This window comes from Rhodococcus aetherivorans (assembly GCF_025722975.1).
In the GTDB taxonomy this organism is placed as follows: domain Bacteria; phylum Actinomycetota; class Actinomycetes; order Mycobacteriales; family Mycobacteriaceae; genus Rhodococcus; species Rhodococcus aetherivorans.
In genome coordinates this window covers 1,168,996-1,192,408 of sequence record NZ_CP106982.1, presented here as the reverse complement: position 1 = coordinate 1,192,408, position 23,413 = coordinate 1,168,996, and the positions used below count along the sequence as shown (strand labels likewise).

22 protein-coding genes and 2 pseudogenes are annotated in these 23,413 nt (G+C 70.1%); 8 read left to right on the top strand and 16 right to left on the bottom strand.

The features are described 5' to 3' along the window. The first annotated feature begins 120 nt into the window (after positions 1 to 120). Positions 121 to 1,668 (top strand): ABC-F family ATP-binding cassette domain-containing protein, encoded by a 1,548-nt coding sequence (locus tag OCS65_RS05635; RefSeq protein WP_102800423.1) that lies wholly within the window; start codon positions 121 to 123, stop codon positions 1,666 to 1,668. Next, positions 1,665 to 2,486, top strand: a complete 822-nt coding sequence (locus OCS65_RS05630; RefSeq protein ID WP_006941491.1) for an alpha/beta fold hydrolase — start codon at positions 1,665 to 1,667, stop codon at positions 2,484 to 2,486. Before OCS65_RS05635 ends, OCS65_RS05630 begins: the two co-directional genes overlap by 4 nt. On the opposite strand, the gene OCS65_RS05625 is transcribed toward OCS65_RS05630, so the two are convergent. Then, the gene (locus OCS65_RS05625) at positions 2,483 to 2,881 is read right to left on the bottom strand and encodes a VOC family protein (protein WP_006941490.1); all 399 of its coding nucleotides are present in this window, start codon (positions 2,879 to 2,881) and stop codon (positions 2,483 to 2,485) included. The genes OCS65_RS05630 and OCS65_RS05625 overlap by 4 nt on opposite strands. Before the next feature lie 191 nt (positions 2,882 to 3,072). Between OCS65_RS05625 and OCS65_RS05620 the strand changes: the two genes are divergently transcribed. After that, a complete protein-coding gene (locus OCS65_RS05620) occupies positions 3,073 to 4,143 on the top strand; it encodes a class I SAM-dependent methyltransferase (protein WP_006941489.1) in 1,071 nt (356 codons plus the stop codon). Between the two features lie 6 nt (positions 4,144 to 4,149). On the opposite strand, the gene OCS65_RS05615 is transcribed toward OCS65_RS05620, so the two are convergent. From OCS65_RS05615 to OCS65_RS05605, 3 genes are all read right to left on the bottom strand, one after another. After that, complete coding sequence (locus OCS65_RS05615; protein WP_043802700.1) at positions 4,150 to 4,755, bottom strand: TetR/AcrR family transcriptional regulator; 606 nt, start codon at positions 4,753 to 4,755, stop codon at positions 4,150 to 4,152. A 105-nt stretch (positions 4,756 to 4,860) separates the two neighbouring features. Continuing rightward, the gene (locus OCS65_RS05610; protein WP_043802701.1) at positions 4,861 to 5,838 is read right to left on the bottom strand and encodes an alpha/beta hydrolase; all 978 of its coding nucleotides are present in this window, start codon (positions 5,836 to 5,838) and stop codon (positions 4,861 to 4,863) included. 91 nt (positions 5,839 to 5,929) lie between these two features. Next, positions 5,930 to 7,156 carry an acyl-CoA dehydrogenase family protein gene (locus OCS65_RS05605; RefSeq protein ID WP_072636293.1) on the bottom strand — a complete coding sequence of 409 codons (1,227 nt, stop codon included), beginning with the start codon at positions 7,154 to 7,156 and terminating at the stop codon, positions 5,930 to 5,932. A 146-nt stretch (positions 7,157 to 7,302) separates the two neighbouring features. Here OCS65_RS05605 and OCS65_RS05600 point away from each other — a divergent pair, with 146 nt between their 5' ends. Next, positions 7,303 to 7,701, top strand: coding sequence for a DUF5313 domain-containing protein (locus OCS65_RS05600; RefSeq protein ID WP_263509118.1), 399 nt, complete (start codon positions 7,303 to 7,305; stop codon positions 7,699 to 7,701). 168 nt (positions 7,702 to 7,869) lie between these two features. Here OCS65_RS05600 and OCS65_RS05595 read toward each other — a convergent pair. Both OCS65_RS05595 and OCS65_RS05590 read right to left on the bottom strand, forming a co-directional pair. After that, a pseudogene (locus OCS65_RS05595) lies at positions 7,870 to 8,271 on the bottom strand (dihydrofolate reductase family protein); the annotation flags it as partial. A 188-nt stretch (positions 8,272 to 8,459) separates the two neighbouring features. Beyond that, the gene (locus OCS65_RS05590; protein ID WP_006941479.1) at positions 8,460 to 8,741 is read right to left on the bottom strand and encodes a hypothetical protein; all 282 of its coding nucleotides are present in this window, start codon (positions 8,739 to 8,741) and stop codon (positions 8,460 to 8,462) included. Positions 8,742 to 9,065: 324 nt separating this feature from the next. Between OCS65_RS05590 and OCS65_RS05585 the strand changes: the two genes are divergently transcribed. Then, positions 9,066 to 9,941 carry a hypothetical protein gene (locus OCS65_RS05585; protein WP_006941478.1) on the top strand — a complete coding sequence of 292 codons (876 nt, stop codon included), beginning with the start codon at positions 9,066 to 9,068 and terminating at the stop codon, positions 9,939 to 9,941. 80 nt (positions 9,942 to 10,021) lie between these two features. Here the strand turns inward: OCS65_RS05585 and OCS65_RS05580 are convergent. The 5 genes and pseudogenes from OCS65_RS05580 to OCS65_RS05560 form a co-directional block, all read right to left on the bottom strand. Next, a pseudogene (locus tag OCS65_RS05580) lies at positions 10,022 to 10,412 on the bottom strand (IS3 family transposase); the annotation flags it as partial. A 156-nt stretch (positions 10,413 to 10,568) separates the two neighbouring features. Continuing rightward, positions 10,569 to 10,739 (bottom strand): hypothetical protein, encoded by a 171-nt coding sequence (locus tag OCS65_RS05575; RefSeq protein WP_174824758.1) that lies wholly within the window; start codon positions 10,737 to 10,739, stop codon positions 10,569 to 10,571. Positions 10,740 to 11,003: 264 nt separating this feature from the next. Further along, positions 11,004 to 11,702, bottom strand: a complete 699-nt coding sequence (locus tag OCS65_RS05570; RefSeq protein WP_263509114.1) for a UPF0158 family protein — start codon at positions 11,700 to 11,702, stop codon at positions 11,004 to 11,006. 443 nt (positions 11,703 to 12,145) lie between these two features. Next, the gene (locus OCS65_RS05565; RefSeq protein ID WP_232334149.1) at positions 12,146 to 12,946 is read right to left on the bottom strand and encodes an extensin family protein; all 801 of its coding nucleotides are present in this window, start codon (positions 12,944 to 12,946) and stop codon (positions 12,146 to 12,148) included. 209 nt (positions 12,947 to 13,155) lie between these two features. Then, positions 13,156 to 13,878, bottom strand: coding sequence for a GNAT family N-acetyltransferase (locus OCS65_RS05560; RefSeq protein WP_263509111.1), 723 nt, complete (start codon positions 13,876 to 13,878; stop codon positions 13,156 to 13,158). A 962-nt stretch (positions 13,879 to 14,840) separates the two neighbouring features. Here OCS65_RS05560 and OCS65_RS05555 point away from each other — a divergent pair. The 3 genes from OCS65_RS05555 to OCS65_RS29845 all read left to right on the top strand — a co-directional run bounded on the left by OCS65_RS05555 (position 14,841) and on the right by OCS65_RS29845 (position 18,795). Then, complete coding sequence (locus OCS65_RS05555) at positions 14,841 to 16,523, top strand: PHA/PHB synthase family protein (RefSeq protein WP_006941466.1); 1,683 nt, start codon at positions 14,841 to 14,843, stop codon at positions 16,521 to 16,523. Between the two features lie 421 nt (positions 16,524 to 16,944). Next, on the top strand, positions 16,945 to 17,574 hold the full coding sequence (locus OCS65_RS05550; RefSeq protein ID WP_006941464.1) for an antibiotic biosynthesis monooxygenase: 630 nt from the start codon (positions 16,945 to 16,947) through the stop codon (positions 17,572 to 17,574). Positions 17,575 to 17,808: 234 nt separating this feature from the next. Beyond that, positions 17,809 to 18,795, top strand: a complete 987-nt coding sequence (locus tag OCS65_RS29845) for a monooxygenase family protein (RefSeq protein ID WP_006941462.1) — start codon at positions 17,809 to 17,811, stop codon at positions 18,793 to 18,795. 141 nt (positions 18,796 to 18,936) lie between these two features. Here OCS65_RS29845 and OCS65_RS05535 read toward each other — a convergent pair whose 3' ends face one another. The 5 genes from OCS65_RS05535 to OCS65_RS05515 all read right to left on the bottom strand — a co-directional run bounded on the left by OCS65_RS05535 (position 18,937) and on the right by OCS65_RS05515 (position 23,324). Next, positions 18,937 to 19,434, bottom strand: a complete 498-nt coding sequence (locus OCS65_RS05535; protein ID WP_263509109.1) for a GNAT family N-acetyltransferase — start codon at positions 19,432 to 19,434, stop codon at positions 18,937 to 18,939. Between the two features lie 86 nt (positions 19,435 to 19,520). Next, on the bottom strand, positions 19,521 to 19,976 hold the full coding sequence (locus OCS65_RS05530) for a nitroreductase/quinone reductase family protein (RefSeq protein ID WP_231772428.1): 456 nt from the start codon (positions 19,974 to 19,976) through the stop codon (positions 19,521 to 19,523). A 14-nt stretch (positions 19,977 to 19,990) separates the two neighbouring features. After that, the gene (locus OCS65_RS05525; RefSeq protein WP_006941450.1) at positions 19,991 to 20,869 is read right to left on the bottom strand and encodes an alpha/beta fold hydrolase; all 879 of its coding nucleotides are present in this window, start codon (positions 20,867 to 20,869) and stop codon (positions 19,991 to 19,993) included. Between the two features lie 20 nt (positions 20,870 to 20,889). Further along, positions 20,890 to 21,522, bottom strand: coding sequence for a TetR/AcrR family transcriptional regulator (locus tag OCS65_RS05520; RefSeq protein WP_006941449.1), 633 nt, complete (start codon positions 21,520 to 21,522; stop codon positions 20,890 to 20,892). Next, on the bottom strand, positions 21,519 to 23,324 hold the full coding sequence (locus OCS65_RS05515; RefSeq protein WP_006941448.1) for an N-acyl-D-amino-acid deacylase family protein: 1,806 nt from the start codon (positions 23,322 to 23,324) through the stop codon (positions 21,519 to 21,521). The genes OCS65_RS05520 and OCS65_RS05515 overlap by 4 nt, the downstream gene beginning before the upstream one ends. Positions 23,325 to 23,413: the final 89 nt, after the last annotated feature.

Here is a 23,413-nt window from a genome sequence, read left to right as displayed (position 1 = left end):
CTGTTCTACCGTCGGTTCCTGTCACATTCCCGTCGATCGGAGAAGGCCGTTGCTCCTGTAGAGGTTTCGCCCGCCGCGCCGCACCTGCGCGCGGTACCGTCACCTACTCCGGGAGCAGCCATGTCACACCCTTCCCCGTCCTCGGGCCTTTCCCTGTCGGACCTGACCTTCGCCTGGCCGGACGGCACCGCCGTGTTCGACGGTCTCGACACCACCCTCCCCGCCGGGCGCACCGGACTCGTCGGACGCAACGGGTCCGGCAAATCAACTCTGCTGCAGATCATGTCGGGTGAGTTTCAACCGACCCGGGGCTCCGTCACGGTGCACGGCCGGGTCTCGCGGCTGCCGCAGGACGTCATCCTCGATCCACACCGCGCCGTCGACGCCGTCCTCGGCATCGACACCGTGCGCGCGGCGCTGCGGCGCATCGAGGCCGGCTCGACCGCCGTCGAGGACTTCGACGCCGTCGGCGAGCGATGGGACATCGAGGAGCGCGCCCTGGCCACCCTGCACCGTCTCGGTCTCGACCGAATCGTCGCCTCCCCCAGCGACTTCGATCGCACCGTCGGCACCCTCTCCGGCGGCGAGACCGTCCTGCTGGCGCTCACGGCACGCCTGCTCGACGAGCCGGACGTCCTGCTGCTCGACGAGCCGACGAACAACCTGGACTCGGCGGCCCGCGCGCGGCTGTACGACGTGCTGCGCGAGTTCGCCGGCACGCTCGTCGTCGCCACCCACGACCGCGACCTGCTCGAGCGGGTCGACACCGTCGCGGAGATGCGCGACGGGCGGCTGCGGCTGTTCGGCGGCAACTACAGCGAGTACGAACGCATCGTCGCGGCCGAGCAGGAGGCGGCACTGGCCGCGGTGCGCGACGCCCGGGCGGACGTGCGCCGGCAGGCACGCGAGCTGAGCGACTCGCACATCAAGCTCGCCCGACGAGAGCGATACGGCCGCAAGATGTTCGAGAACAAGCGGGAACCGAAGATCGTGATGGGGGCCCGCAAGCGGCAGGCCCAGGAGTCGGCGGGCCGGCTCCGCCGCGAACACGAGGGCAAGCTCGCCGGCGCGCGCGAGAACCTCGAGCGCGCCCAGGGCACCGTGCGCGACGACCGGGAGATCCGGGTGGACCTGCCCGAGACGGAGGTGCATCCCGGTGCGCGCGTCGCCGAGGGGCCGCTCGAGATCGTCGGCCCGGAGCGGATCGCGCTGCGCGGACCCAACGGCTCGGGCAAGACGACGCTGCTGCGCGACATCGTCGCGGCCGGTCCCCGGGTGCCGTTCGCGGTGCTGCCGCAGCGGCTGGACGTCTTCGACGAGTCGCTGTCGGTGGCGGACAACGTCGCGCTGCGGGCCCCTCATGCGTCGCCGCAGCAGGTCCGGGCACTGCTCGCCCGGTTCCTGTTCCGCGGCGCCGACGCGGACATGCCGGCGGCTGCCCTCTCGGGCGGCGAGCGACTGCGGGCGGCGCTGGCGACTCTGCTCGCGGCGGACCCGGCTCCGCGGCTGCTGCTCCTCGACGAACCGACCAACAACCTGGACCTGCCCAGCCTGACGCATCTGGTGCAGGCACTGCGCGCGTACCGGGGCGCCTTCGTGGTGGTCAGCCACGACGAGCGGTTCCTGGCCGACATCGGGGTGACCCGGTCGGTCAGACTGGAGCGGTGAGCCACGCGATCAACCCCGTCGACGGAACCCGCATCGCCTTCACGGTGATCGAATCGGACGCAGGCGCCGGCAGCCCGTCGCTGCTGCTCGCGCACGGCAGTGCTCTGTCGTCGGCCATCTGGCGGGGATTCGGATACGTGCGCCCCCTGCGCGAGCGGTACCGGCTGATCCTGCCCGACCTGCGCGGTCACGGCCGCAGCGACAAGCCGCACGTCCCCGACGCATACGCGATGGACCTGATCGTCGGGGACGTGCTGGCGGTCCTCGACGCCGCCGGCACCGAGCGCGTGCACTACCTCGGGTACTCGTTCGGAGCGCGGGTCGGCTTGTCCCTGGCGGTGCGCGACGCCGGCCGGCTGCAGACGCTCACCGTGGGCGGCGGCAGTGCCCGCGCGCAGGCCGGGGCGTTCGATCGCCTGTTCTTCCCGGGATGCGCCGACGTGCTCGGGCACTACGGGATCGACGGGTTCCTCGAGGCGTGGGCGGAACACCTCGGTTCGCCCGTCGATGCCGCGACGCAGGCCGCGTTCCGGGCGAACGACGCCGCCGCCCTGGCCGCGTACATGCGACGGTCGGATCGCGAACCCGGGATCGACGACGCCGACCTCGCCGCCCTGGACGTGCCGACGTTGGCGTTCGTCGGTTCGGAGGACCGCGAACGGATCGACGACACCCGCGAACTGTCGCGGACGATCCCCGGTGCCCTGCTCGCGGTGATCCGGGGATACGACCACGCCACGACGATCGCGGCGGCGCCGGAGGTGCTGTCGGTGGTCGGACCGTTCCTCGCGGCGCACGCCGGCCGATCGTCCGGCTAACTCACCGAGGGCGCCTCGTCCATCCACTGCACGAGCTGGTAGACGATGCCGTTCGGGTCGCGCATCTGGAAGTACCGCTCGCCCCACGGCTCGGTCTCGATCGGCGTGACGATCGGAACCCCCTCCGCCCGCAGTCGTTCGTACTCGTCGTCGATGGCGTCTACGACGAACGCGACGAGCGTCCCCTGCCCGGCGTCGCCGGCGATGCTCGCGGGCTTGAAGGTGCCGAGCCCGGTGCGCAGGAAGACGAGGCTGAAGCCCGCGTCCTCACGGGTGAGCGAGACGAACCCGTCCTCGGCCATCGTCTCGGTGAACCCGAGGTGACGGGTCACGAAGTCGGCCGACGCGGCCACGTCGGGAACGTTGAGGGACAGGGCACTGGCGGTGATCTGCAAGGTGAACTCCTTCCGGTTGCACGACTCCGAACGTCCAGGGCCCCCGTCCGGTTCCCACGCCCCGCTGCGGGGCCGAATGTGACACCGGATCGACGAGGTGTCACATTCGGCCCCCATGGGGGCGTTGTCCGCCGCCCGGAACCGGAGGACTCTCGGAATCACCCCTGTCCCTCTCATCCGGAGGCCCCACCGTGACGCACACCGTTTCCCCCGTCGACACCGTCGCCCAGCGCGTCCTCGACTCGGCGCTCGGCGCCGTCGATCTGATCGCGATCTATCTCGGCGACCGGCTCGGCTGGTACCGCAGCCTCGCCGCCGACGGTCCCGCCACCTCCGACGAGCTCGCGGCGCGGACCGGGACCGACCCGCGCTACGCCCGCGAATGGCTCGAGCAGCAGGCGGTGACCGGCCTGCTCGAGGTCGACGACGGCGATCCGCCGCGCTTCACGCTGCCGCCCGCGGTGGCCGAGGTCCTCACCGACGAGCACAGTCTCAACTACCTCGGACCCCTGGCCCGCATGTTCGCCGGGGTGTCCGCGCAGCTTCCGGCCCTGCTCGACGCCTACCGCACCGGGGGCGGCGTGAGCTGGGCGCAGCTCGGCACCGATGCCCGCGAGGGGCAGGCGGACATGAACCGGCCGTGGTACGAGAAGGCGCTGCCGGGCGCCCTGGCGTCCGTGCCGGACCTCGACGCGCTGCTGCGCCGACCGGATGCCGAGATCGCCGACATCGGCTGTGGCGGTGCGTGGTCCACGATCGCGCTGGCCCGTGCGTACCCGCAGGCCCGGTTGTTCGCCATCGACATCGATCCGGCGACCGTCGCCCTGGCCCGGACGAACGTCGCGGCCTGCCCCGACGTCGCCGACCGGATCACCGTCGTCGAGACCGACGCGGCGAGCCTGCCCGACGAACGCTTCACGGCGGCGTTCGCCTTCGAGTGCGTCCACGACATGCCACGTCCCGTCGAGGTGCTGTCCGCGGTGCGCGGCTCGCTCGCGGCCGACGGGGTCATGGTTGTCATGGACGAGGCCGTCGCCGACCGGTTCACCGCACCCGGCGACGAGGTCGAGCGGTTGATGTACGGGTTCAGCATCTCGTGCTGCCTGCCGGACGGCATGAGCCACCCGCCGAGCGCGGGAACCGGCACGGTGATGCGTGCGGACACCCTGCGCCGGTACGCGCTCGACGCGGGCTTCTCGGACGTGTCGGTGCTGCCGATCGAGGACTTCGGGTTCTGGCGGTTCTACCGTCTGACGCCCTGACCGGCCTCAGCACGACGTCGGCTGGCGCGCCTCCGACAGCAGTGCCGTGACGGTGTGCTTCATCAGTTCGGCGGCCTCGGCCACCGGCAGGTCCAGCACATCGCGCAGCGCCACCCACGACGCCCAGGTGCTCGCCACCGCCACGGAGCGCACCAGCGTGGCCCGGCGCGACGCGTCGAGCGCGGCGAGTTCCGCCGCGAACAGCTCGTCGACCTCGTTGACCACACGTGCGATGTGCCGCAACCTGTTTCGCTGGATCCTCTTGGACTGCGGGGCCCGGATCGCCGACGCGCGCGCGAACGGCGCCATCAGCTCGAGCAGTTCGGCGCGCTGCCGGCAGAACGCGTCGATCCGCTCGTCGAGCGGCAGGTCGACGGGGACCGGGGCGAACGCGGTGTCCTGCCGCCGCAGCAGCTCCGTCCCCGTCTCCTCGAACAGCGTTTCCAGATCGTTGAAGTTCGCCCACAACGCCCGGAGCGAGACCCCGGCCCGTGCGGCGATCTGCGCACCGGTCGGTTTCAGCTCACCGGCCTCGATCAGGGCGATGTGCGCCTCTATCACTGCGTGGCGGGTCCGTTCGGCCCGCGCGACGCGTCCGTCGGTGACGGTCACGTGTCCCTCCTCCCGTGTCGCCGACCGGTTCCTCCCAACCGGTGCGGCGCACTCGATTGTGCCAGGGCCTGTGTCACCGAGGGGGTGGCGCCGCGCGGGGGCGGGTCAGTCGTGGTCGAGGACGGGGGTGCGGGCGGTGGCCCGGACGATCGCGTCGTACAGCGAGCGAGCGGCGCGACGCGTGGCGCCGGCCCCTCGGACGAGGGTGAATCCGTGGAATACGCCCGGCCAGCAGTGCAGTTCGACGCGTACCCCGGCCTGCAGGAGACGCTGGGCGTAGACGAGCCCCTCGTCGCGGAGCGGGTCGAGTTCGTTGACGGTGAGGTAGGTGGGCGGCAGGCCGGTCAGGTCGGCCCGGCGCGCGGGCACGGACTGCTCGGTGGGCTCCTGCCCGCCGAGGTAGTGCCGCCAGCTCTGGGCGGCCTTGCGGTTGTCCCACACGGCGGTGGCGCCACCGCCGCGCATGGAGGCGGTCTCGAGCCGGTCGTCGAGTGCGGGTTCGAGCAGGGCCTGCAGCGCAATGCGCGGGCCGCCCTCGTCCCGGGCCCGCAGCGCGACGGTCGCGGCGAGGGCGCCGCCCGCGGAATCGCCGAGGACGACGACGCGGTCCGGATCGATGTCGAGACATGCTGCGCCGGAAGCGATCCACTCGAGGACCGCGTAACAGTCGTCGGCGGCAGCGGGATAGGGGTGCTCGGGGGCGAGCCGGTAGTCGACGGAGATGACGACGGCACCGGTCGCGCGGGCGACGGCGGCGGCGAAGGCTTCGCTGTGGGCGGCGCTGCCGAGGACGAATCCTCCGCCGTGGATTTCGAGAACGACGGGCCGGCCCGCGGGGTTGCCGTCGGGACACATGTCGGGCGTGTGGATCCGCACGGGCACCTCGGGGCCGCCCGGCGCGCCGGGGACGAGCCACTCCTCGACGGTGACACCGGTGGTGTCGGCGGGGCCGGCGGCCGCAACGATCGAGTCGAGGGTGCGACGGCCTCCGTCCACGTCGGCGAGATCGAGGTCGGGGAGGGTCGTCACCGCGTCGGCCAGTTCGGGATCGACGTCGGTCGAGACTGGCATGATCTCGGTCATGGCGACACGATAGTGGAATGTGCAGCGTAGGTGCAGATACCGGTCCCGGGTACCGGGACCCCGGACCGCGCGGCCCGGCCCGGGGTCCCGGTCACTCGGCGAGCAGGCCCTTGGCGATGTGCGTCACCTGGATCTCGTTGCTGCCCGCGTAGATCATCAGCGATTTCGCGTCCCGCGCGAGCTGCTCGACGCGGTACTCGGCCATGTAGCCGTTGCCGCCGAAGAGCTGCACCGCCTCCATCGCCACGTCGGTGGCCGCGCGCGAGGAGTACAGCTTCATGGCCGAGGCCTCGGCCAGGCCGACGGGCTTGCCGGCCTCCGTGCGTTCGATGGCGCTGAACACCATGTTGCGGACGTTGATGCGGGCGATCTCCATCTCGGCGAGCTTGAGCTGGATCAGCTGGAACCGGGAGATCTCCGCTCCCCACAGCTTGCGGGTGCGGGCGTAGTCCTTGCACAGGCGCAGACATTCCTCGATGATGCCGAGGGCCAGGTAGGCGATGCCGATCCGCTCGGCGGCGAAGGATTCGCGCGCGCTCTCCTTGCCGTCGCTGCGGCCACCCTCCTCGGTCTCGCCGAGCAGCCGGTCGCGGGTGATGCGGACGTTGTCGAAGAACAGCTCGCCGGTGGGCGAGGAGTTCATCCCCATCTTCTTGAACGGCGGGCTCTGGGTCAGTCCCTCCATGCCCTTCTCGAGCACGAATGCGAGCACCTTGCGGTCCCGGCGGTCGATGCTCGGGTCGCCCTCGTCGAGCTTGGCGTACACGATGAGGACGTCGGCGTAGGGACCGTTGGTGATGAAGGTCTTCTGCCCGTTGAGGATGTAGTCGTCGCCGTCGCGCCGGACGGTGGACTTCATTCCACCGAAGGCGTCCGACCCGGAGTCGGGTTCGGTGATGGCCCAGGCGCCGACCTTCTCGAAGGTCACCAGCTCGGGCAGCCACCGCTTCTTCTGGGCGAGCGTGCCGCGGCTGCGGATGGTGCCCGCGGTGAGGCCGAGGCTGACGCCCATCGAAGCGACGAGCCCGAGGCTGACCCCGGCGATCTCGCTGTTGAGCAGGGCCGCCATACCGCCGGAGCCCATGCCGCCGCCCGGCTTGGCAGACGACGCCTCGCCGGCCTCCTCCCGGGCGAGGGCCTTGTTGAGGCCGTCGCGGGCCAGCTCGTCGATGCCGAAGGCGGAGAACAGTCTGCGGATGATGTCGTAGGGCGGCAGCTCACCGCTCTCGAGCCGATCCACGTGGGGGCGGATCTCCTTGTCGATGAATCCGCGCAGCGCGTCACGGAACATGAGATCGGTGTCGGACCACTCGTACATGCCTCGAAATATAGAACACGTTCTCGTGTACGTATACGGATCCACGGAACCGGCAGTGACATCGGGCATATTTAGCCTACGATTAGTTAATGCACGATCTATTTGCGTAGACTCCTGGTGTCGCCCCCGCACGAAAGGCCCGAGAGATGCGCACCCGTCCCGGCCCGTTCCAGTGGCTCGCCTACGCCGTCGGCCGCCCCCTGCCCGCCTCGATGCGCGAGTGGGTGCGCAACGACCTGATCGGCGACCACGCCGTCGCCCGCCACATGGTCCGCAGCCAGGTCCCGTTCCTCCCGCTGTACGCCGCGTTCCTGCTCCTGCCCGGCCCGGTGTGGCTGCGCCTGTCGACGATGGGGCTCGGCGTCGCCCTCGCGCTGTTCTTCTCCGCCGCCTACATGGCGCAGAACCGCCGGCGCCGGCTCGAGCGCAACGGCCTGCCGGGAGACCTCGAGAATCCCCGGCGCGTCCGGGAGCGCGACGCCGAGAAGGCCGCCTACGAGCGGCTCCACTCCATGATGCGCGCCGACCTGCGGACGCGGGGGTAAGGCGCAGTCACCTCTGCCGAGTTGACGTTGCAGAGGTGGGTCCGAGGAAGCTTCACCACAGGACGACCAGCCGTCGGTGTGGCCTTTCAGCCCGAGATCCGGGTTCTCACAGCCGATACGGCAGCGGGGTGCCGATCGCCTCCACCAACGGCAGAAGACGGCACCGATCGTCTCCTCCTCGAGCCGCGCGACGACGTCGACGGCGTCACCGCTCACGACGGTCGCGTTCGGCCCGTCGAGGGCCCCTTCCAGTGTGGTCGACACACCGTGCGGCATGCTCCTCATCCGGGTGACCCATGAGTCGTTCGCGCCGGACTCCTCGGTCCTCGAGGCCGGCAGTCGCACGAATTGCCGATAGGTAGTGGCTCCGAGGACCATCCGCCGCTCCGCGTCGTACAGGGCGAGGCGGTGGTCGAGCAGCGCGGGGCCCTGCTTACTCCAGCAGCCGCGGTGGGAGCCGTAGCCGTCCGGGCTGGAAAAGACGCCGAAGGTGGAGGTAGCGGTCCTGATGCTCTCCTCGAGAGCGGGTGATCGGGTGTGGATACAGACTGAAACCACGGCCGAACTCATCGCCGTCGGACTCCAGACGTCCGGCCGCCCGGATGCCACCGACGGACCACCGCTCCACGGTGATCGGGATGCGCTAGGGAAGACCAGCCCTCGGCGTCCTTCCGGCGCCGGTGGTCCCCACGGGTGCGCTGCTCGCCGCCCGGCTCGGCACGGGCGCCGCCGTCGGCTCCGGCCGACCGGCGGGTGCTCTAATTCGTTCCCGACTCATCCGGTCGCAGCGCCCGAAAAAGCCGGTCCGGGTCGAGTTCGGCTACCGGGGCCACCACCACACCGAGCGCCCGCGCCTCGGCCACCGCACGGGCCAACAGCCGGCGGGCACGCTCGTAGCGGCACCGAAGATCGTCGGTCAGCGCAACATCGCGCAGTGCGACTCCCGCGGGGACCTCCTCGAGCGCCTCCGCGACCAGAGACCGCACGATGAGAACCCCGGTCTGTACACCCTCGACCGCCCAACGCTGCTGCCACTGCATGCCGACCGCCCTCGACTCGGCCCAGCACCGATCACCCGCCGCCATTATCCGCCCCGCAGGCCCACGGCGTCACGCCTGGAACAAGGAGATCACCGTCGGTGACGTGCCCGGTGTCGCAGACTGCCGCCGCGACGAGACGGGGTCGCCGGCCGGCGGGACCGGGTTGCCGGTCCGGGGATGCAGGCGCCCGAGATCGCCCCTGGGTGGGCGTCGATTCGACCGCGGGAGGTGGCACGCCGCCTCACACCATCCCGGTTTCGGATCCCGGAGTCCGAGCCGGGTGATGCGGTGACAAACGCCTGATCGTGGAGTTGAGTCGACTCTGTGCGTCCAACCAAACTGTCAGTCGCCTTGGGCCGAGAAGCCCTCGCCGCGCGTACCGAATCCGCGAACGGCTGGTTGCAGGGAACACCACCGGGACGGACGGTCCGGCGTGTCATCGACGGACTCATCGACATCGAGCTCGCCGACCGATCGATGAGCCTCGCAGCCAAGATCTTCACCTCGGTACTGCCGCTGATCATAGCCGCCTCGATCTTCAGTGACTGGGATCTGGCCACCCACGCAATCGAGGAACAACTCGGTATCGACTCGACCGACCTGTCGGCCTGGACCAGCGAATACGACGCCACCGACCCGACCTTCGCGGCATTCGGTGTCCTCGGATTGCTGCTGGTCGCCATCAGCGGCACATCATTCACCCGGACCCTGGCACGGATCTACGCAAAGATCTGGAACGTGCCGCCGATCAGCGCCCGCGATGCCTGGCGGTGGCTGGTGGTCCTCCTCTTGGTCGCTGCGTCGGCTGCGCTGATCGGCGTGATACGGCAGGTGTCCGGTCCGCACTTCGTCGGCAGGTCGCTGGCGATCCTCGGCGAACTGGCGGTGTGGGCGGTCGTGTGGACCGTGTGCCCGTATCTGCTCACCAGGGGCGCGTTGTCCGGTCGCGTGCTGTGGGCCACCGGGATGCTCACCGCGTCAGGCCTCACGGTGGTCCGTGCCGCAGGTCGGATCGTGCTGCCGAAGCTTACAGCCACAGCAGAGACGAAGTTCGGTCCCCTGGGGGTGGTGTTCACCTCGATCAGCTGGCTGTTCGCGCTGTCGATGGTGATCGTGGGTGCCGCGACGATCACCAAAGCACTCGCCCTCGACGAGAGTTACCTCGGCAGATACCTCCGCGGGCCGAGCGCCGGCGCCTGAGGTAGCCCGTCGCACTCAGGCCCGTGAGAAGTAGCTGCCGACGGCACGATGAACCGTCCTGGATCGAGTGGAGACCTCGTTCAGGCCACCTCGAGGCCTGAGGCGGCGGTGGGACGGGGTTCGCGAGAGCGTGTCTCGTAGTCGATCGGCGAGCGGTATCCGATCGACGAATGCAGCCGGTCCGCGTTGACCAGCGCACCCGCTCCGCGGTTTCCGTCTCCACTTCTCCGCTTGCGTCCGCACGGACCACAATCGGTCCCGGCGGATCAATTCGATCTTGTAGAGCCCTACGGTCGGTTCCCTCATCGCGTTGTCGAGGGCGTCCCCGACGCCACCGATCGAGCCGGCGATGCCCGATTCGGTCCGTGCCTCGGTGAACGTCCGTGAGGTGTACTGACCGACCGCATCCGGGCGATACACCAAACCCGTTGAGATGGAACGCAAATCGGTTCTCTTCCGGATGAACAGCGCTTACCCGTGCACGCCGCCGACGGCGCGGGGGCGTGCCGGTGTGGTTGAGCTCGGCCGCCGGCCCGGACGAACGGTGGTGGGCGTTTTCCGGGTTACGCTCAACCGGCCCCAGAAGGACGATAGGAAAAGTGCTGTAATGCTCTGCAGTCAAACACTTTATCCGGTGTCGCCGTATACCGAAGCCGCGCGACGGGCAGGCCGGGTCCATCCCGGTCCGACGTCGGCGCGCCAGGGGGCGCGTCGTTCGACGATCGTCGGGTGGCGCGTCGTGATGCCGCGGACGTACGCGCGGAAGACGGCCCGTTCGCAGTCGGTATCGAGCAGCATGAGCTCCACAGTGTCGTGGCCACCTCGTCCGGGATCCGGAGGTGGTGCACCGGGCTCGTCGGCACGGCAGCGCACTGCCCCAGCGGCCCCCGACCTCCCCGGCGGTGGTGGCGGCCCGCGCCGGTGCACCCGACTGCTCGGCGAGACGGCGCGCCGGGCCGGGAGCCTCGTCCGGCAGCTCGCGACAAAACAACGCCGATCGCCGACGAGCACGCTGTCAAGGACTCGACTCCGGGCCCGTCTCGTGCTCCGCGAGCCCGGGACCTATCCGATACGGCGGGGACGTACCCGATACCCCTGGTCTGTGAGCCATGCGCGGGCGCGACCAGCTCTGCGTTCGTCCGAGAACAGCCGATACCGGTGAAACTCGTTGGGCGACTGCGAGAGCGCGTCCTTGAAGCGGCGGAAAGCGCCTCGCCCACCGAGCGCGATGCGCAGCTGCTCGGCCAGGGCGGGATCGGCCACCGAGTCGAGGAACACCTCCATGTCGCGGTAACCGGGGCGCGATCCGACGCACTCGACGAACAACCAGCGGTCGGGGTCGCCGTCCGCGTCGTCGTCGGACATCTCGTCGATGACCATGGCCGGCCACGTCTGCCCGGTCTCGAGGTCGAGACGGCCGCCGCCGTAGACGACATCGCCTTCGAGCAGCGAGGACAGCTCGTCGAGATCGACCGCCAGTGGCCGGAGCATCGGAGTGGCCCGGGCCAGTGCGGCCTCGAGCTGGTCGGCGAGCTCCGCGTCTCCGGTCCAGCCACGCACGTGCAGCGCCGCGGCGCACCGGGTGGCCACCTCCCGCGCTCCGGGCAGCCGATCGTCGACGGCCGCGACGAGCGCGTCTCCGATCAACTGCAAGACCGCATCGGCGGGTCGTCCCCGCATCAGCTCGAGGACCGTGTCGGTACTCGTGTGCAGAGCGGCACGCAGCGCCCGCACCGCGTGTTCGTCCCAGCCGGTGTCCATCGAGTGCCGACGATAATCGCACCGGCCCCGACGCGGCATCGTTTCGGCCTCCCGGTCGACCAGCTCCCTGCCGCTGGCGACAGCCGCACCGTCCGATACGACGAGCGCCCAGGACCATACGGCCCATGACACCCCCGCACCGACATGAAACGAGGAACTCGCTTTTCGGACTGCCTCACGGTCGAGCTGCAAATCCCGTTGCGGACTGACACCGAGGATCACTGCGATATCCCGCACCGACAGCCCAGGGCGGCGCAGATGCACCACCGCCGCCCGCGCAGCCTGCTCCTGCGCGCGAGCGGCTGCTTCGACCCGGGTCCGCGCCTGGCGTGCTTCGGCGATGGAACGACGGTCCGACCTACCACCATCTGTGGGCAAAGCAGAAGCCGCTGTTGTGGGTGCCCGATGCGGTGACCTGGTGCAGCTCCTGCAGGGACGAGCACCTACCGCAGGTGCGCCGGCGGGTCGCCGGGGGTGATACCGAGGTGGATGTGATCGTGGTGGACGCGGTCGGAGAAGAAGCCCTTGCGTACTCCGTTGAGGTCGACAGGTCCACCGACCTCGGTGGCCCCCAACTCGGCGGCTCGCCGCATCAGGCGAAGCGGTCGATCGTCACCGGCCGGGGCGACCACCGGCCGACCGTCGATCTCGCGGATGTCCACGGCTCGTCCGACGGCGTGGTTGGACACCCGCGCGGTCGGAAACACCGTCTGGATGTGGCCGGTATGCATCACCTGGATCGTCAGGGTGAACTCCCGGGACAGTGCGTGAAGTATCGCCAGCAGCTGGGTGTCGATCCTGCCGGTGCGGACGTCGCTCCGGGCGGGGTCCGGCAGGACGATCTTCGGGTCGGCGAGCACCGCTGCGGCCGTGTCGGTCAACGGCAGCGGCGAACCCAGCGAGGTCGGTGGGACGAGTCGCTCGACGGTCCAGTTGCCGCCGGGTTCTCGAGCCAGCCGCACGTCCACGACGAGTTCTCGGATCCAGGGCCCCGAGACGGTGCGCAGGTTCTGACCGACCAAGGCGATCACCGCCGCGGTGTCGCGGGCCAGCCCGCCGTACTGCGGATAGACCACGGTCAGTTCCCCGGCGCGGGCGGTGGCCGGTTGGAGGACGGACGCGGTCGCTGCCGCCGCCGGTGACGCGCCGGCCCGGACGAGGTTGTCGACGGCCGTCCCGTCGTCGCTCCAGTTGCCGGCGGTTTCCAGAAACGCCGCCGCGGTGCGCTTGATCTCCGGGGACACTTCGCCTGGGGCCGGCCGCCAGCGACTCGCGTCGGCGGACAACGGAGAACGAAGTGGGCCGGCTCCGGGACCAGGGTGAGGTTGCTGCGGTGTCGGCGTGGTTGCCGGGTGCGCAGGTTCGGACGGGGTCGACTCGACGGCGCACGATGCCACTGCGGCGGCCGAGCCCGCGGTCAGCAACGTCAACAGCTGACGCCGGGTCAGATTCATCAGGGATCTGTCCCGCACCGGTCGCAGAAACTGCCGGGGCGGGCCGGAGGCACGACGGGGTGGCGATAGCTGCGTACGGCGACGCCGTCGCGGGTGAGGTGTTCGCGCACCGGGCTCCATCCCAGGTGTTCGTAGAACGCACCGGCGCCGTCCGGGCCGGCGCTGGTGAGCAGCTCGGCTGTTGCAGCGCCCCGCTCGTGCGCATGGGTGAGAAACAGCTCGACCAGGCACGCACCGACCCCGCTACCCTGCAGCGGCGGCCGGACGGCGACCGCGGCCAGCAGAGCTACCGGCACGGGATCGATCTGGGCCGAGTGCGCGGCAGGCCGTGAGGTGATCGTGCGAAGAAGGCGTCGGGTCCACGGCCCCGCCCGTGTGCGCAGGAACCGCACCGCCAGTGGTGGGTGATGCAGCAGCGACAAGGCTGCGGTCGACGCCAGGGCCAGCATGCAGCGGCGCTCGGCCAGCACCGCCCGCATGTGTGCCGATTCGTCGGTCGATCCGAACAGGAAGGCGCACACGTCCTCGCCGGAGTCGCACCGACGCACCGCGACGAACGCCACTGCATGCGGTGAGTCGAGGAATGTCCTGTGCCAGCGACGCATGAAACGCGGCCCCAGAGCGGGGAAGAACCCGACAGGCAGCTGCTCGATGTGCAGTTGCGCTGTGGCGTCGAGATCGGCGGCAGTGGTGCCTCGCAGGACGAGATCGTTCGCGGTCAACGGACCGGGCCGTGGAGAAGGCGCCGGTCGGGCACGGCACCGCGGGCGGCGGCGACGCAACGTCGGTCGGTACACGAACCGGTTCCCCTTCTGCGGTCAGGTCAGGCCGGGCATGCCGTGGTCATTTCTCGACGTCGCATCTCTCGATACGGCCGCCGAATCTCCGACGCAAGGCCGGACAGCATTGCGCCGATCCCTGGGCACGGAGTCTTCTGCGCCGCAACTGGGGGGTCCGGGCCGTGAGATGGCGGAGCCCGAGCGATCGCGCCGACACGAGGAGGGCGACGCGCGTCGCGGCTCCTCCCGCGGGCCCAGAAGCACGTGGCGTCGTTGACGGTGTGGTCTTACCCGAACAGGGTGCTGCTCCTCACGGACGACGGCCTGCCCTCAACCCTCTTCCCCGGTCCGGACCGGGGAAGACGAAGTCCTGTCTCGAGTGTGCCCCTGGCGGTATGGCTTCGCCCGCGTTTCCGATGAATCTGCTCGAGACCCGAGCCGGGCGTCTCACGGAGCGGACCCTCGCCGGAAACCACGGCTGGGCCGAAACGCGGCTGCCGGACTCGGCTGTCAGGACAGCGACGGGACGGCGGTAGCCTCAGGTCGTAATCGAGCACCACCTCGATCTCCTCGACGGAACATCCTCGAGCAGATGCACGGCATCGACGACCATCTCCGGGACCTGGTCGAGCCGACGAGCCTGGGCTGCGGCCTCAGGGCCGCAGGGGGCGCGGTGTCCGCCACCCGAGCGAACTCGTCCGCGGCGGTCTCGACCGTCACCTCCGGCTCGCGGGCGTGGAACTGGACGCTCGTCCCGGTTCGCCGGCGCCGGCCCCCGAGCGGCCGCGTCATGCCGACAAGGATACATACCGCCTGAATGTCTTACCGCCTAATGTAATTCGATACTGTTGGACGTCACAGCATCAATTCGGTGAGACAATCCAGGAGTCGAAGGGAGGCGCATGATGGCCCAGGCACGAACCGTGATCGGTGAGAGCGTCGAGGAGTCGATCGGGGGTGGCGAGGACGTCGCGCCCCCGAGGCTCGGGCCGGCCGTCGGCGCCCTGGCCGACGTGTTCGGTCACGGCCGGGCGGTGGCCCGGCACGGCGTGTCGTTCGGCAGGGAACTGGCGAAGATCGCCGTCGGCCGGTCGACGGTGGCTCCGGCGAAGGGAGACCGCCGGTTCGCCGACTCGGCGTGGAGTGCGAACCCCGCCTACCGCCGGCTCGGGCAGACCTACCTGGCGGCAACCGAGGCCGTCGACGGAGTCGTCGACGAGGTCGGTCGCGCGATCGGCCCGCGACGCACGGCCGAGGCCAGGTTCGCCGCCGACATCCTCACCGCGGCCCTGGCCCCGACGAACTACCTGTGGACCAACCCCGCGGCGCTGAAGGAGGCGTTCGACACCGCCGGACTCAGCCTCGCACGCGGCACCAAGCACTTCGTCTCCGATCTGATCGAGAACCGGGGCATGCCGTCGATGGTCCAGCGCGGCGCCTTCACCGTCGGGAAGGACCTTGCGGTGACCCCGGGTGCGGTGATCTCCCGCGACGAGGTCGCCGAGGTGCTGCAGTACACCCCGACCACGGAGACGGTCCGCCGCCGGCCGGTGCTCGTGGTGCCCCCGCCGATCGGCCGGTACTACTTCCTGGACCTGCGGCCGGGACGCAGCTTCGTCGAGTACAGCGTGGGCCGGGGCCTGCAGACCTTCCTGCTGTCGTGGCGCAATCCCACCGCCGAGCAGGGCGACTGGGACTTCGACACGTACGCGGGCCGGGTGATCCGGGCGATCGACGAGGTGCGGGAGATCACCGGCAGCGACGACGTGAACCTGATCGGTTTCTGCGCCGGCGGGATCATCGCCACCACGGTGCTCAATCACCTTGCCGCGCAGGGCGACACCCGAGTGCACAGCATGGCCTATGCGGTGACGATGCTGGACTTCGGCGATCCGGCACTGCTCGGCGCGTTCGCCCGGCCCGGCCTGATCCGGTTCGCCAAGGGCCGGTCCCGCCGCAAGGGCATCATCAGCGCCCGCGACATGGGGTCCGCGTTCACCTGGATGCGCCCGAACGACCTGGTGTTCAACTACGTCGTCAACAACTACCTCATGGGTCGCACCCCACCGGCCTTCGACATCCTCGCCTGGAACGACGACGGCACCAACCTGCCCGGCGCCCTGCACGGTCAGTTCCTCGACATCTTCCGTGACAACGTGCTCGTCGAGCCCGGCCGGCTCGCCGTGCTGGGCACGCCCGTCGACCTGAAGTCGATCACCGTGCCCACGTTCGTCTCGGGCGCCATCGCCGACCATCTGACCGCATGGCGCAACTGCTACCGAACCACCCAATTGCTCGGTGGAGAAACAGAATTCGCGCTCAGCTTCTCCGGGCACATCGCCAGCCTGGTCAACCCGCCGGGCAATCCGAAGGCACACTACTGGACCGGGGGCACACCCGGCCCGGACCCGGATGCCTGGCTCGAGAACGCCGAGCGGCAGCAGGGCAGCTGGTGGCAGGCCTGGTCCGACTGGGTGCTCGCCCGCGGCGGGGAGGAAACCGCCGCGCCGGACGCACCCGGCAGTGCGCAGCATCCCGCGCTCGACGCCGCTCCCGGCCGGTACGTGCGCGACCTGCCCGCCGGCTGACCGCCCGTCCCCCGGCGACCCGTCCGGACCCGGACCCGGACGGGTGTCCCACCACAGCGGTAGTGACGACCGCTCTGCTCCTGCTGGAGACCCGCTCTCCGGCACCTTGGAGACGTCTCGGGTTTGCAACGCCTTCCGATCGTTGCATCGACCCATGGAACGGGCGCCTCCCGTACCCGTCGGACAACGCGCAGACGCACCCGACGGCGTGGTGACACAACACCGGCGCAGCATTCTGCTGTGGACACCGAGGGCATGCACCTCGGAAAACACGAGACCCCGCGAGCCCGCGACGACTGCGACCGCTCCTGGCCGCCGAGAGAATCGGCCACCGCCCATTGCCTCCGGCGGATTGAGGGAGCAGGGTGAAGCACGGGGGAATGACCGGCGACGCCGCGTCGGCGCCGCCCTGAGGAGAAGGGTGCCGATCATGTTCGCACGCTCCACCACAATTCACGCGCATCCGTCGTACATCGACGCCGGGATCAAGCACGTACGCGACACAGTGATGCCCGCGCTGGCGGACATCGAGGGCTGCCTCGGAATGTCCCTGCTGATCGATCGCGGCTCGGGCCGGTGCATCGCGACCAGTTCGTGGCGGGACGAGGAATCGCTACGCGCCAGCGAGGGCCCGGTGCGGACGCTGCGTGACGCCGCCGCCGAGATCTTCCACGGCACCACGGAGGTCTCGCGGTGGGAGATCGCTGTCATGCATCGCGACCACCATTCCGAGCGCGGGGCCTGGTGCCGCGTCACATGGGTCAAGACCGAACCCGCCCACATGGACCGCGGCGTGGACATGTGGAAGATGGCCGCACTGCCCCAGATGGAGGAACTCGAGGGCTTCTGCAGCGCCAGCCTGATGCTCGACCGCGCCGCGGGTCGCGGGGTGTCGTCGCTGACGTTCGACAGCGCCGAGGCGATGGAGCGCAGCAGAGAACGCGTCGACAGCATCCGGGCCGAAGTGGCTCGCGCGGCGGGCGCCGAGGTGCTCGATACCTGCGAGTTCGAGCTCGCCATCGCGCACCTGCACGTCCCCGAGATGGCGTGAGCTGATCAACTTTCGAGAAGGACGACCCCGGCCGGTTGCGCCGGCTGCCGCAGCGACCGGCCGTCATTCGAAGATCGAATATGTGCTCGAGCAAGGGGAGCGGTCTACGCACCGAAACCGTGTCCGAAGACATGAATGCCGTGTCCGAAAACGTAGATTCAGGGACCGGAGACCGGTCACCATCACTCACACCCGGTGGGGGCGCGGCGGTGCGAGGCCGGATAGGAGGCCGCCATGATCGAAGTCGAGGACAGCATTGTCATCGCGCGCCCGATCGGCGAAGTGTTCACCTTTGTCGCGGACCAGACCAACGCTCCCCGATGGCAAGACGGATTGCTGGAAGTACGCCGGATCACCGACGGACCGCCGGGAGTAGGTACCAGGCATGTCGCTGTCCGTAGATTCATGGGACGCAAGCTCGAGCTGACCAACGAGTACGTCCACTACGAGCCGAACACGAAGATCACCTTCACCGGGGCTTCGGGACCGAGCAGTTTCGAGGCGGCGTATCTGACCGACACGACGGCCGACGGGACCCGGGTGACGTGCCGCATGCGGATGGAGCAGAGGGGCCTCTTCAAGCTCGGTGACCCGCTGGTTGCCGCCGGCCTCCGACGGGAATTTGCCGTGAACCTGGAGAACCTCAAGGGTCTGCTCGAAACGAAGGCCGACGGCCACCTGCCGACGAAGGACCGTGTCATGCGTGTCGACCGTTCGACCATCGACCTGTCCGGCTACCCGGACCTGGTCGTCGTCTACCTCGGAATGCGCGTGAATCGTCCTCGCGGCTTGCTGCGGATGCTGGGGCTCGGACCGCAGATCAACCGATCGTGGAAGGACAAGCCCGACGGGCTGCTGCTGCACGAGGACTTCATCTGGTCCCTGCTTCCGCCCCACGCCGGGATGCGGCAATACTGGCGCGACCTGGACAGTCTGGAACGCTGGACCCGCTCCGACCCGCATCGGCTCTGGTGGCGCACGTTCCTGCGCGACTCCGGCGGCACCGGGTTCTGGCACGAGACCTACTTCATGCGCGGCGGCGTCGAGGCGATCTACGACGACATGGCCGAGCCGACCGGTCTCGCGCGGGTTGCCCCACACGTGCCGGCCCGCGGAGCGATGTTCTCCGCACGACGGCGCGCGGGCGACACGACGCCGGCAACGGTCGCGCCAGTGGTCTTGGAGAGCGACTACTACGCCGACGAACCGGAGACGCGCTGACCTTGCTCCCGGGTGTTCCGAGGGGGCGCGGCGACCGGTCCGGGGAAGCAGCCCCCGCCGGGCCCCGACTGCGGTTCCGCCCGGCCCCGGCGCTGCAGACAGGGATACCCGTCGCTCGCGGTGGTTGTCACAGGGGGCCGGTTATCGGACGAGTCTGACTTCGACGAGAGCCGTGCCCGGGTAGTTCTTCTCCGCTCCGTCGGGCAGGAAGCCGTTGCGGCGATAGAAGCTGTGCGCGCGGGGATTGTCCTCGGCGACCCAGAGTTGCGCACGGTCCCCGGCCGGAACCGCGTCCAGAAGTGCCTGCCCCGCACCACTCCCGTGGTGTTCGGGCAGGAGATAGAGGGTGTAGAGCTGAAGATCTCGGACGGGGTCCTCGTCGTCTATCGGTATGCCTGCAGAAGCGAACCCGACAATCTCCCCGTGAGCCTCTGCAACGCGTAGTCGCGGCGGCCGCCGCGGTCCGTTCAGCATGGAGCGCCACATGGCCGTCCGCTGTTCGAGCGCGTCGTCGTCGAAGAAGGAGCTCGGGAGAAGGTGCCCGTACGTGGCGCGCCAGGTGACGATCAGCACCCGAGCGATCGCATCGGCGTCGGCCGGTCCGGGCGCCCGCACGTGGAACTCCGAAGCCTCCCGCACGGTTCGAGACTAGCAACGCGGGCAGATACCGCGCGCAGAGCTCGTCGGAGGGCCGATACCGACCCTGACCGATTCGGCGAGCCCTGTCAATCCTCGTACGGCGCGAGCACGTAGATCGGGATCTCCCGCTCGGTGCGCCGGGCGTACACCTCGTAGTTGGGCCACACCTCCACCAGCACCTCCCAGTGGATCGCCCGCTCGCTGCCCTCCGAGCGTCGCGGTACCACCACGGTCTCGCGGCCGCGGTAGGTGACCCGGGCCTCGTCGGCGGCGTCGAGATTGCGGGCCCAGCCGGGCAGCTCCGGCATCCCCCAGTTCGAGCCGGCGACGAGCCAGGCGTCGTCGTGCGGAACGCCCAGCAGCGGCGTGCTCCGCTCGACCCCGCTCTTGCGGCCGCGGACCGTGAGGACGAGCTCCGGCAGGCCGGCCAGGGTGAGCAGGGTGACGCGGCCGAACGTGACCCGCTGGATGGTGTGGTCGACGGTGACGATCTGCTTGCCGAACCGCGGCAGCCACGGCTGGCTCCCCAGTTTCACCGCCACCGGCCGGATCGGATTCACGCCGGCGACCAGGCCGCCAGCACCGTGCGCACGGCGGTGACCACCGCCAGCGGCTGGTCGATGACCGGGTGATGTCCCGCGACCGGCAGATCCGTCACCAGCGCGTCCGGACCGAACTGGGGCCGCATCCGGGCCAGCAGGTCGGGACCGACGATGCCGTTCTCCGAGCGGAAGTAGGCGATGCGGCACTTCGCCTCGAAGCTCTCGAGGCTGGTGCGCCGGTCCTTGGTCATCCGCAGGGCGTCGAACTTCCAGCTCCACCCCCCGGGCACCTGCCGCATGGACTGCCGCGCGATGTGCTCGAGCACGTACGGCTCGGCGGTCTCCTGGGGCGGGACCAGCCGGAACCGCGCCATCGCCTCCTCCGCCGTCGGATACACCTTCGTGCCACTGCGCTCCCGCGCGGCCTGCGCCCGCATCTCGATCTCCTCGGGCGTCAGGTCCCGGATCGGGGAGTCGAGGATCACCACCCCGTCCAGCCGGTCGCCGTACAGATGGGAGGCCGCGAAGGAGACGATCCCGCCCATGCTGTGGCCGACCAGCACCGGGGGCCCGGCGATCCCGCCGGCCTGCGCCACCGCGAGCACCTCCGCGGCCCACAGTTCGAGGGAGTAGCCGTCGCGGTGGCCGCTGTCCCCGTGCCCGCTCATGTCCAGCGCGACGACGCGCCGGCCCTCGGCGAGCTGGGGTGCGACGTGATCCCACCAGCGCGAGTGCGCCATCCCGCCGTGCACCAGCACGATGCCGGGACAGCCCTCCTCACCCCACGCGCGGTAGGCGATCGAGACGCCGTCGACCTCGACGTTGCCGGTCTCCACCGGCGCGGCAAGTGCCTCGACGAACCACTTCGGCGCCGATTCGTTGTCGATGCTCATTACCCGAACCTACTTCGCTCTCACCTTCCGGTCACCAGCTGGGCCACCAGAGCGAGACGCGGCTCCTCCTGCTCGGGCTGCGGGTGGACCACCGCGGCGACGGCCTCCCCGTCCAGCAGGTGCACGATCGTGAACAGCAGCGTGTCGAATTCCGCCGGTTCGAACCGGGAGGCGATCGGCAGGGTGCGGCCGAACTCGGCGATCTGGGCGTGGTACCGCTGCGCCATCGGAGCGAGACGGGCGCGCAGCGCGGGATCGGTGCGCGCCGCGCCGAGCAGTTCGTACCAGGCGGCGTTGATCGGGGCGCGGCACGCGGCCCGCAGCAGCCGCAGGCACTCGCGGACCGACTCGGGGCTGTCGCCGGGCCCACCGAGTTGTTCGAGCCCGAGCCGGAAGTTCGCGAACTGCCGCTCGCGGACGGCGTCGGCGGCGGCGACCATCAGATCGAGCCGGGCCGGGAAGTGCCGGAACACCCCACCGGAGGACACCCCGGATCGGCGGCACACCTCCCCGATGGTGGTGGCGGTGTAGCCGAGTTCACCGAGGGCCTCGACGGTCGCGTCGAGGATCCGCTCGATCGTGGCCGTGCGGCGCTGCTGCTGGGTGCGCCGCCCCGCGACCGGGTGTCGTTCTCGCTCCGGCGCTTCCGTCATCGGGTGCCGCTCCGCGCCGGCACGGGTCCACGCGCGTCGACGCCCGCGCGCAGGAAGCGCCCGGTGCCGACGGTGGCGCCGTAGCCGGGCACGAACTCGCCCGCACGGAACACCACGCGCCCGGCCACCGCGGTCGCGGTGACGGCGGCGTCGTTGCGGTTGACCATGCGGCTCAGTCCGCCGAACTCGGGCATGGGCGCCTCGTGGTAGGTGTCGGTGTCCTCGTTCAGACCGGCCGGGTCGACCACCACGAGGTCGGCGCGGTCGCCGATGCGCAGGTGCCCGGCGTCGATGCCGTAGAAGTCGCCGAGTTCACCGGTGAGCTTGTGGATCGCCGATTCCAGCGGCATGACGGGCTTTCCGCGCCCGGCGTACTCGTGGATGCGGCGCAGCATGCAGATGCCGTAGTTGTAGAACGCCATGTTGCGCAGGTGCGCGCCGGCGTCGGAGAAGCCGACGGTCACACCGGGCTGCCGCAGGAGCCGGTTGGCCACCTCGGGCCGATCGTTCGCGATCACCGTGTGCCAGCGGAACTTCCGTCCGTGTTCGACGACGAGGTCCAGGAAGGTGTCCACCGGGTGCACACCGCGTTCGCGCGCCACGGCGCCGATGGAACGACCGACGAGCGACGCGTCGGGGCACTCCACGATGGTGGTGTCGTCGAAGTCGCGGTGCCACACGCGCGGCGAGAACTTCTTGTCGAAGTCCTGCCGGAACCAGCGGCGGTACGCCTCGTCGCGCAGCAGCTCGTTGCGGGCGACCTCCTCCTTCAGGTGCAGGGCGGCCCGCCCCGAGCCGAACTCCTCGAACACCACGAGGTCGATCCCGTCGGAGTACACCTCGAACGTGGTGGGCAGGTGCTGCCAGCGGAAGGCGCCGCGGCCGATCCGGTTGGCGGCGAAGGCGATCGGAGCGAAGATGCGGTGCACCCAGCGTTCGGCCTTGGTGTCGGCGGCGGCGAGCACGGCGGCCCTCATCGGCTTGCGGCCCAGGCCGGTGGTGGCGAGGGCGAAGAACGCCACGTCGTACTTGGTGTTGAGGTTCGGCACGGCCTGCAGGACGCGGCCGCGGCGGCGCAGGATGCGGTGTATCCGGCGGAACTCGGACCACGAGGCGTGGGTCGAGGGCAGCGTGCGGGAGCGGTAGCGATCGCCGTCGAGTTTGTCCCAGGGATTCGTCATGGTGGACACGCCGAGGAATCCGGCGTCGAGGGCGTCCTCGATACCGGCCTCGATCGCGGCGAGTTCGGCACGGCTCGGAGCGCTGGCGGGATCGGTGGAGCGGCCGAGCCCCAGGACGGCGGCCCGGACGTCGGAATGCCCGATGAACGCGGCGACGTTCGGGCCGAGCGGCAGGGCGTCGAGCGCGGCGACGTATTCCCGGGGCGACGACCAGGTCCTGCCCTGCTCGAGCGCGGCGAGCACGTGTTCGCGGGGCAGCGCCTCGACCCGGCTGAACAGGTCCGCGGCGTCGAGCGGCGGCACGAACACCGTCGAGAGCGAGCAGTTGCCCATGAGGACGGTGGTGACGCCGTGCCGCACCGACTCGGGCAGGCCGGGCGAGACGAGCACCTCGGCGTCGTAGTGGGTGTGGGGGTCCACGAAGCCGGGCATCACCCACCGGCCTTCCGCCTCGATCACCTCGGTGTCCGGCCCGATGGGCAGCGGTTCGGCGCTCGCCGCCGCCACCACGCCGTCCCGGACACCGAGGTCGCGGACGACGCCGGGTGCGCCGGTGCCGTCGAACCACAGACCTCCGCGGACAACCAGGTCGAACTCGGCGGGCGCCGGTGTCGTGTCCATGTGACCTCCCTCACGTCGATGCACCGAGCATAGCGAGAAAGAGGACGACCGCTCTCTATTTTCGGTAACTCGCCGGGCAGGCGCCGGAC

Bases quoted from the DNA above. Each gene is read 5' to 3' on its own strand.
- OCS65_RS05635 (WP_102800423.1), top strand. From the start codon at position 121: ATGTCACACCCTTCCCCGTCCTCGGGCCTTTCCCTGTCGGACCTGACC.
- OCS65_RS05610 (WP_043802701.1), bottom strand. From the start codon at position 5,838: ATGACCGAGATCATGCCAGTCTCGACCGACGTCGATCCCGAACTGGCC.
- OCS65_RS05605 (WP_072636293.1), bottom strand. From the start codon at position 7,156: ATGTACGAGTGGTCCGACACCGATCTCATGTTCCGTGACGCGCTGCGC.
- OCS65_RS05600 (WP_263509118.1), top strand. From the start codon at position 7,303: ATGCGCACCCGTCCCGGCCCGTTCCAGTGGCTCGCCTACGCCGTCGGC.
- OCS65_RS05590 (WP_006941479.1), bottom strand. From the start codon at position 8,741: ATGCAGTGGCAGCAGCGTTGGGCGGTCGAGGGTGTACAGACCGGGGTT.
- OCS65_RS05575 (WP_174824758.1), bottom strand. From the start codon at position 10,739: ATGCTGCTCGATACCGACTGCGAACGGGCCGTCTTCCGCGCGTACGTC.
- OCS65_RS05570 (WP_263509114.1), bottom strand. From the start codon at position 11,702: ATGGACACCGGCTGGGACGAACACGCGGTGCGGGCGCTGCGTGCCGCT.
- OCS65_RS05555 (WP_006941466.1), top strand. From the start codon at position 14,841: ATGGCCCAGGCACGAACCGTGATCGGTGAGAGCGTCGAGGAGTCGATC.
- OCS65_RS29845 (WP_006941462.1), top strand. From the start codon at position 17,809: ATGATCGAAGTCGAGGACAGCATTGTCATCGCGCGCCCGATCGGCGAA.
- OCS65_RS05525 (WP_006941450.1), bottom strand. From the start codon at position 20,869: ATGAGCATCGACAACGAATCGGCGCCGAAGTGGTTCGTCGAGGCACTT.
- OCS65_RS05520 (WP_006941449.1), bottom strand. From the start codon at position 21,522: ATGACGGAAGCGCCGGAGCGAGAACGACACCCGGTCGCGGGGCGGCGC.
- OCS65_RS05515 (WP_006941448.1), bottom strand. From the start codon at position 23,324: ATGGACACGACACCGGCGCCCGCCGAGTTCGACCTGGTTGTCCGCGGA.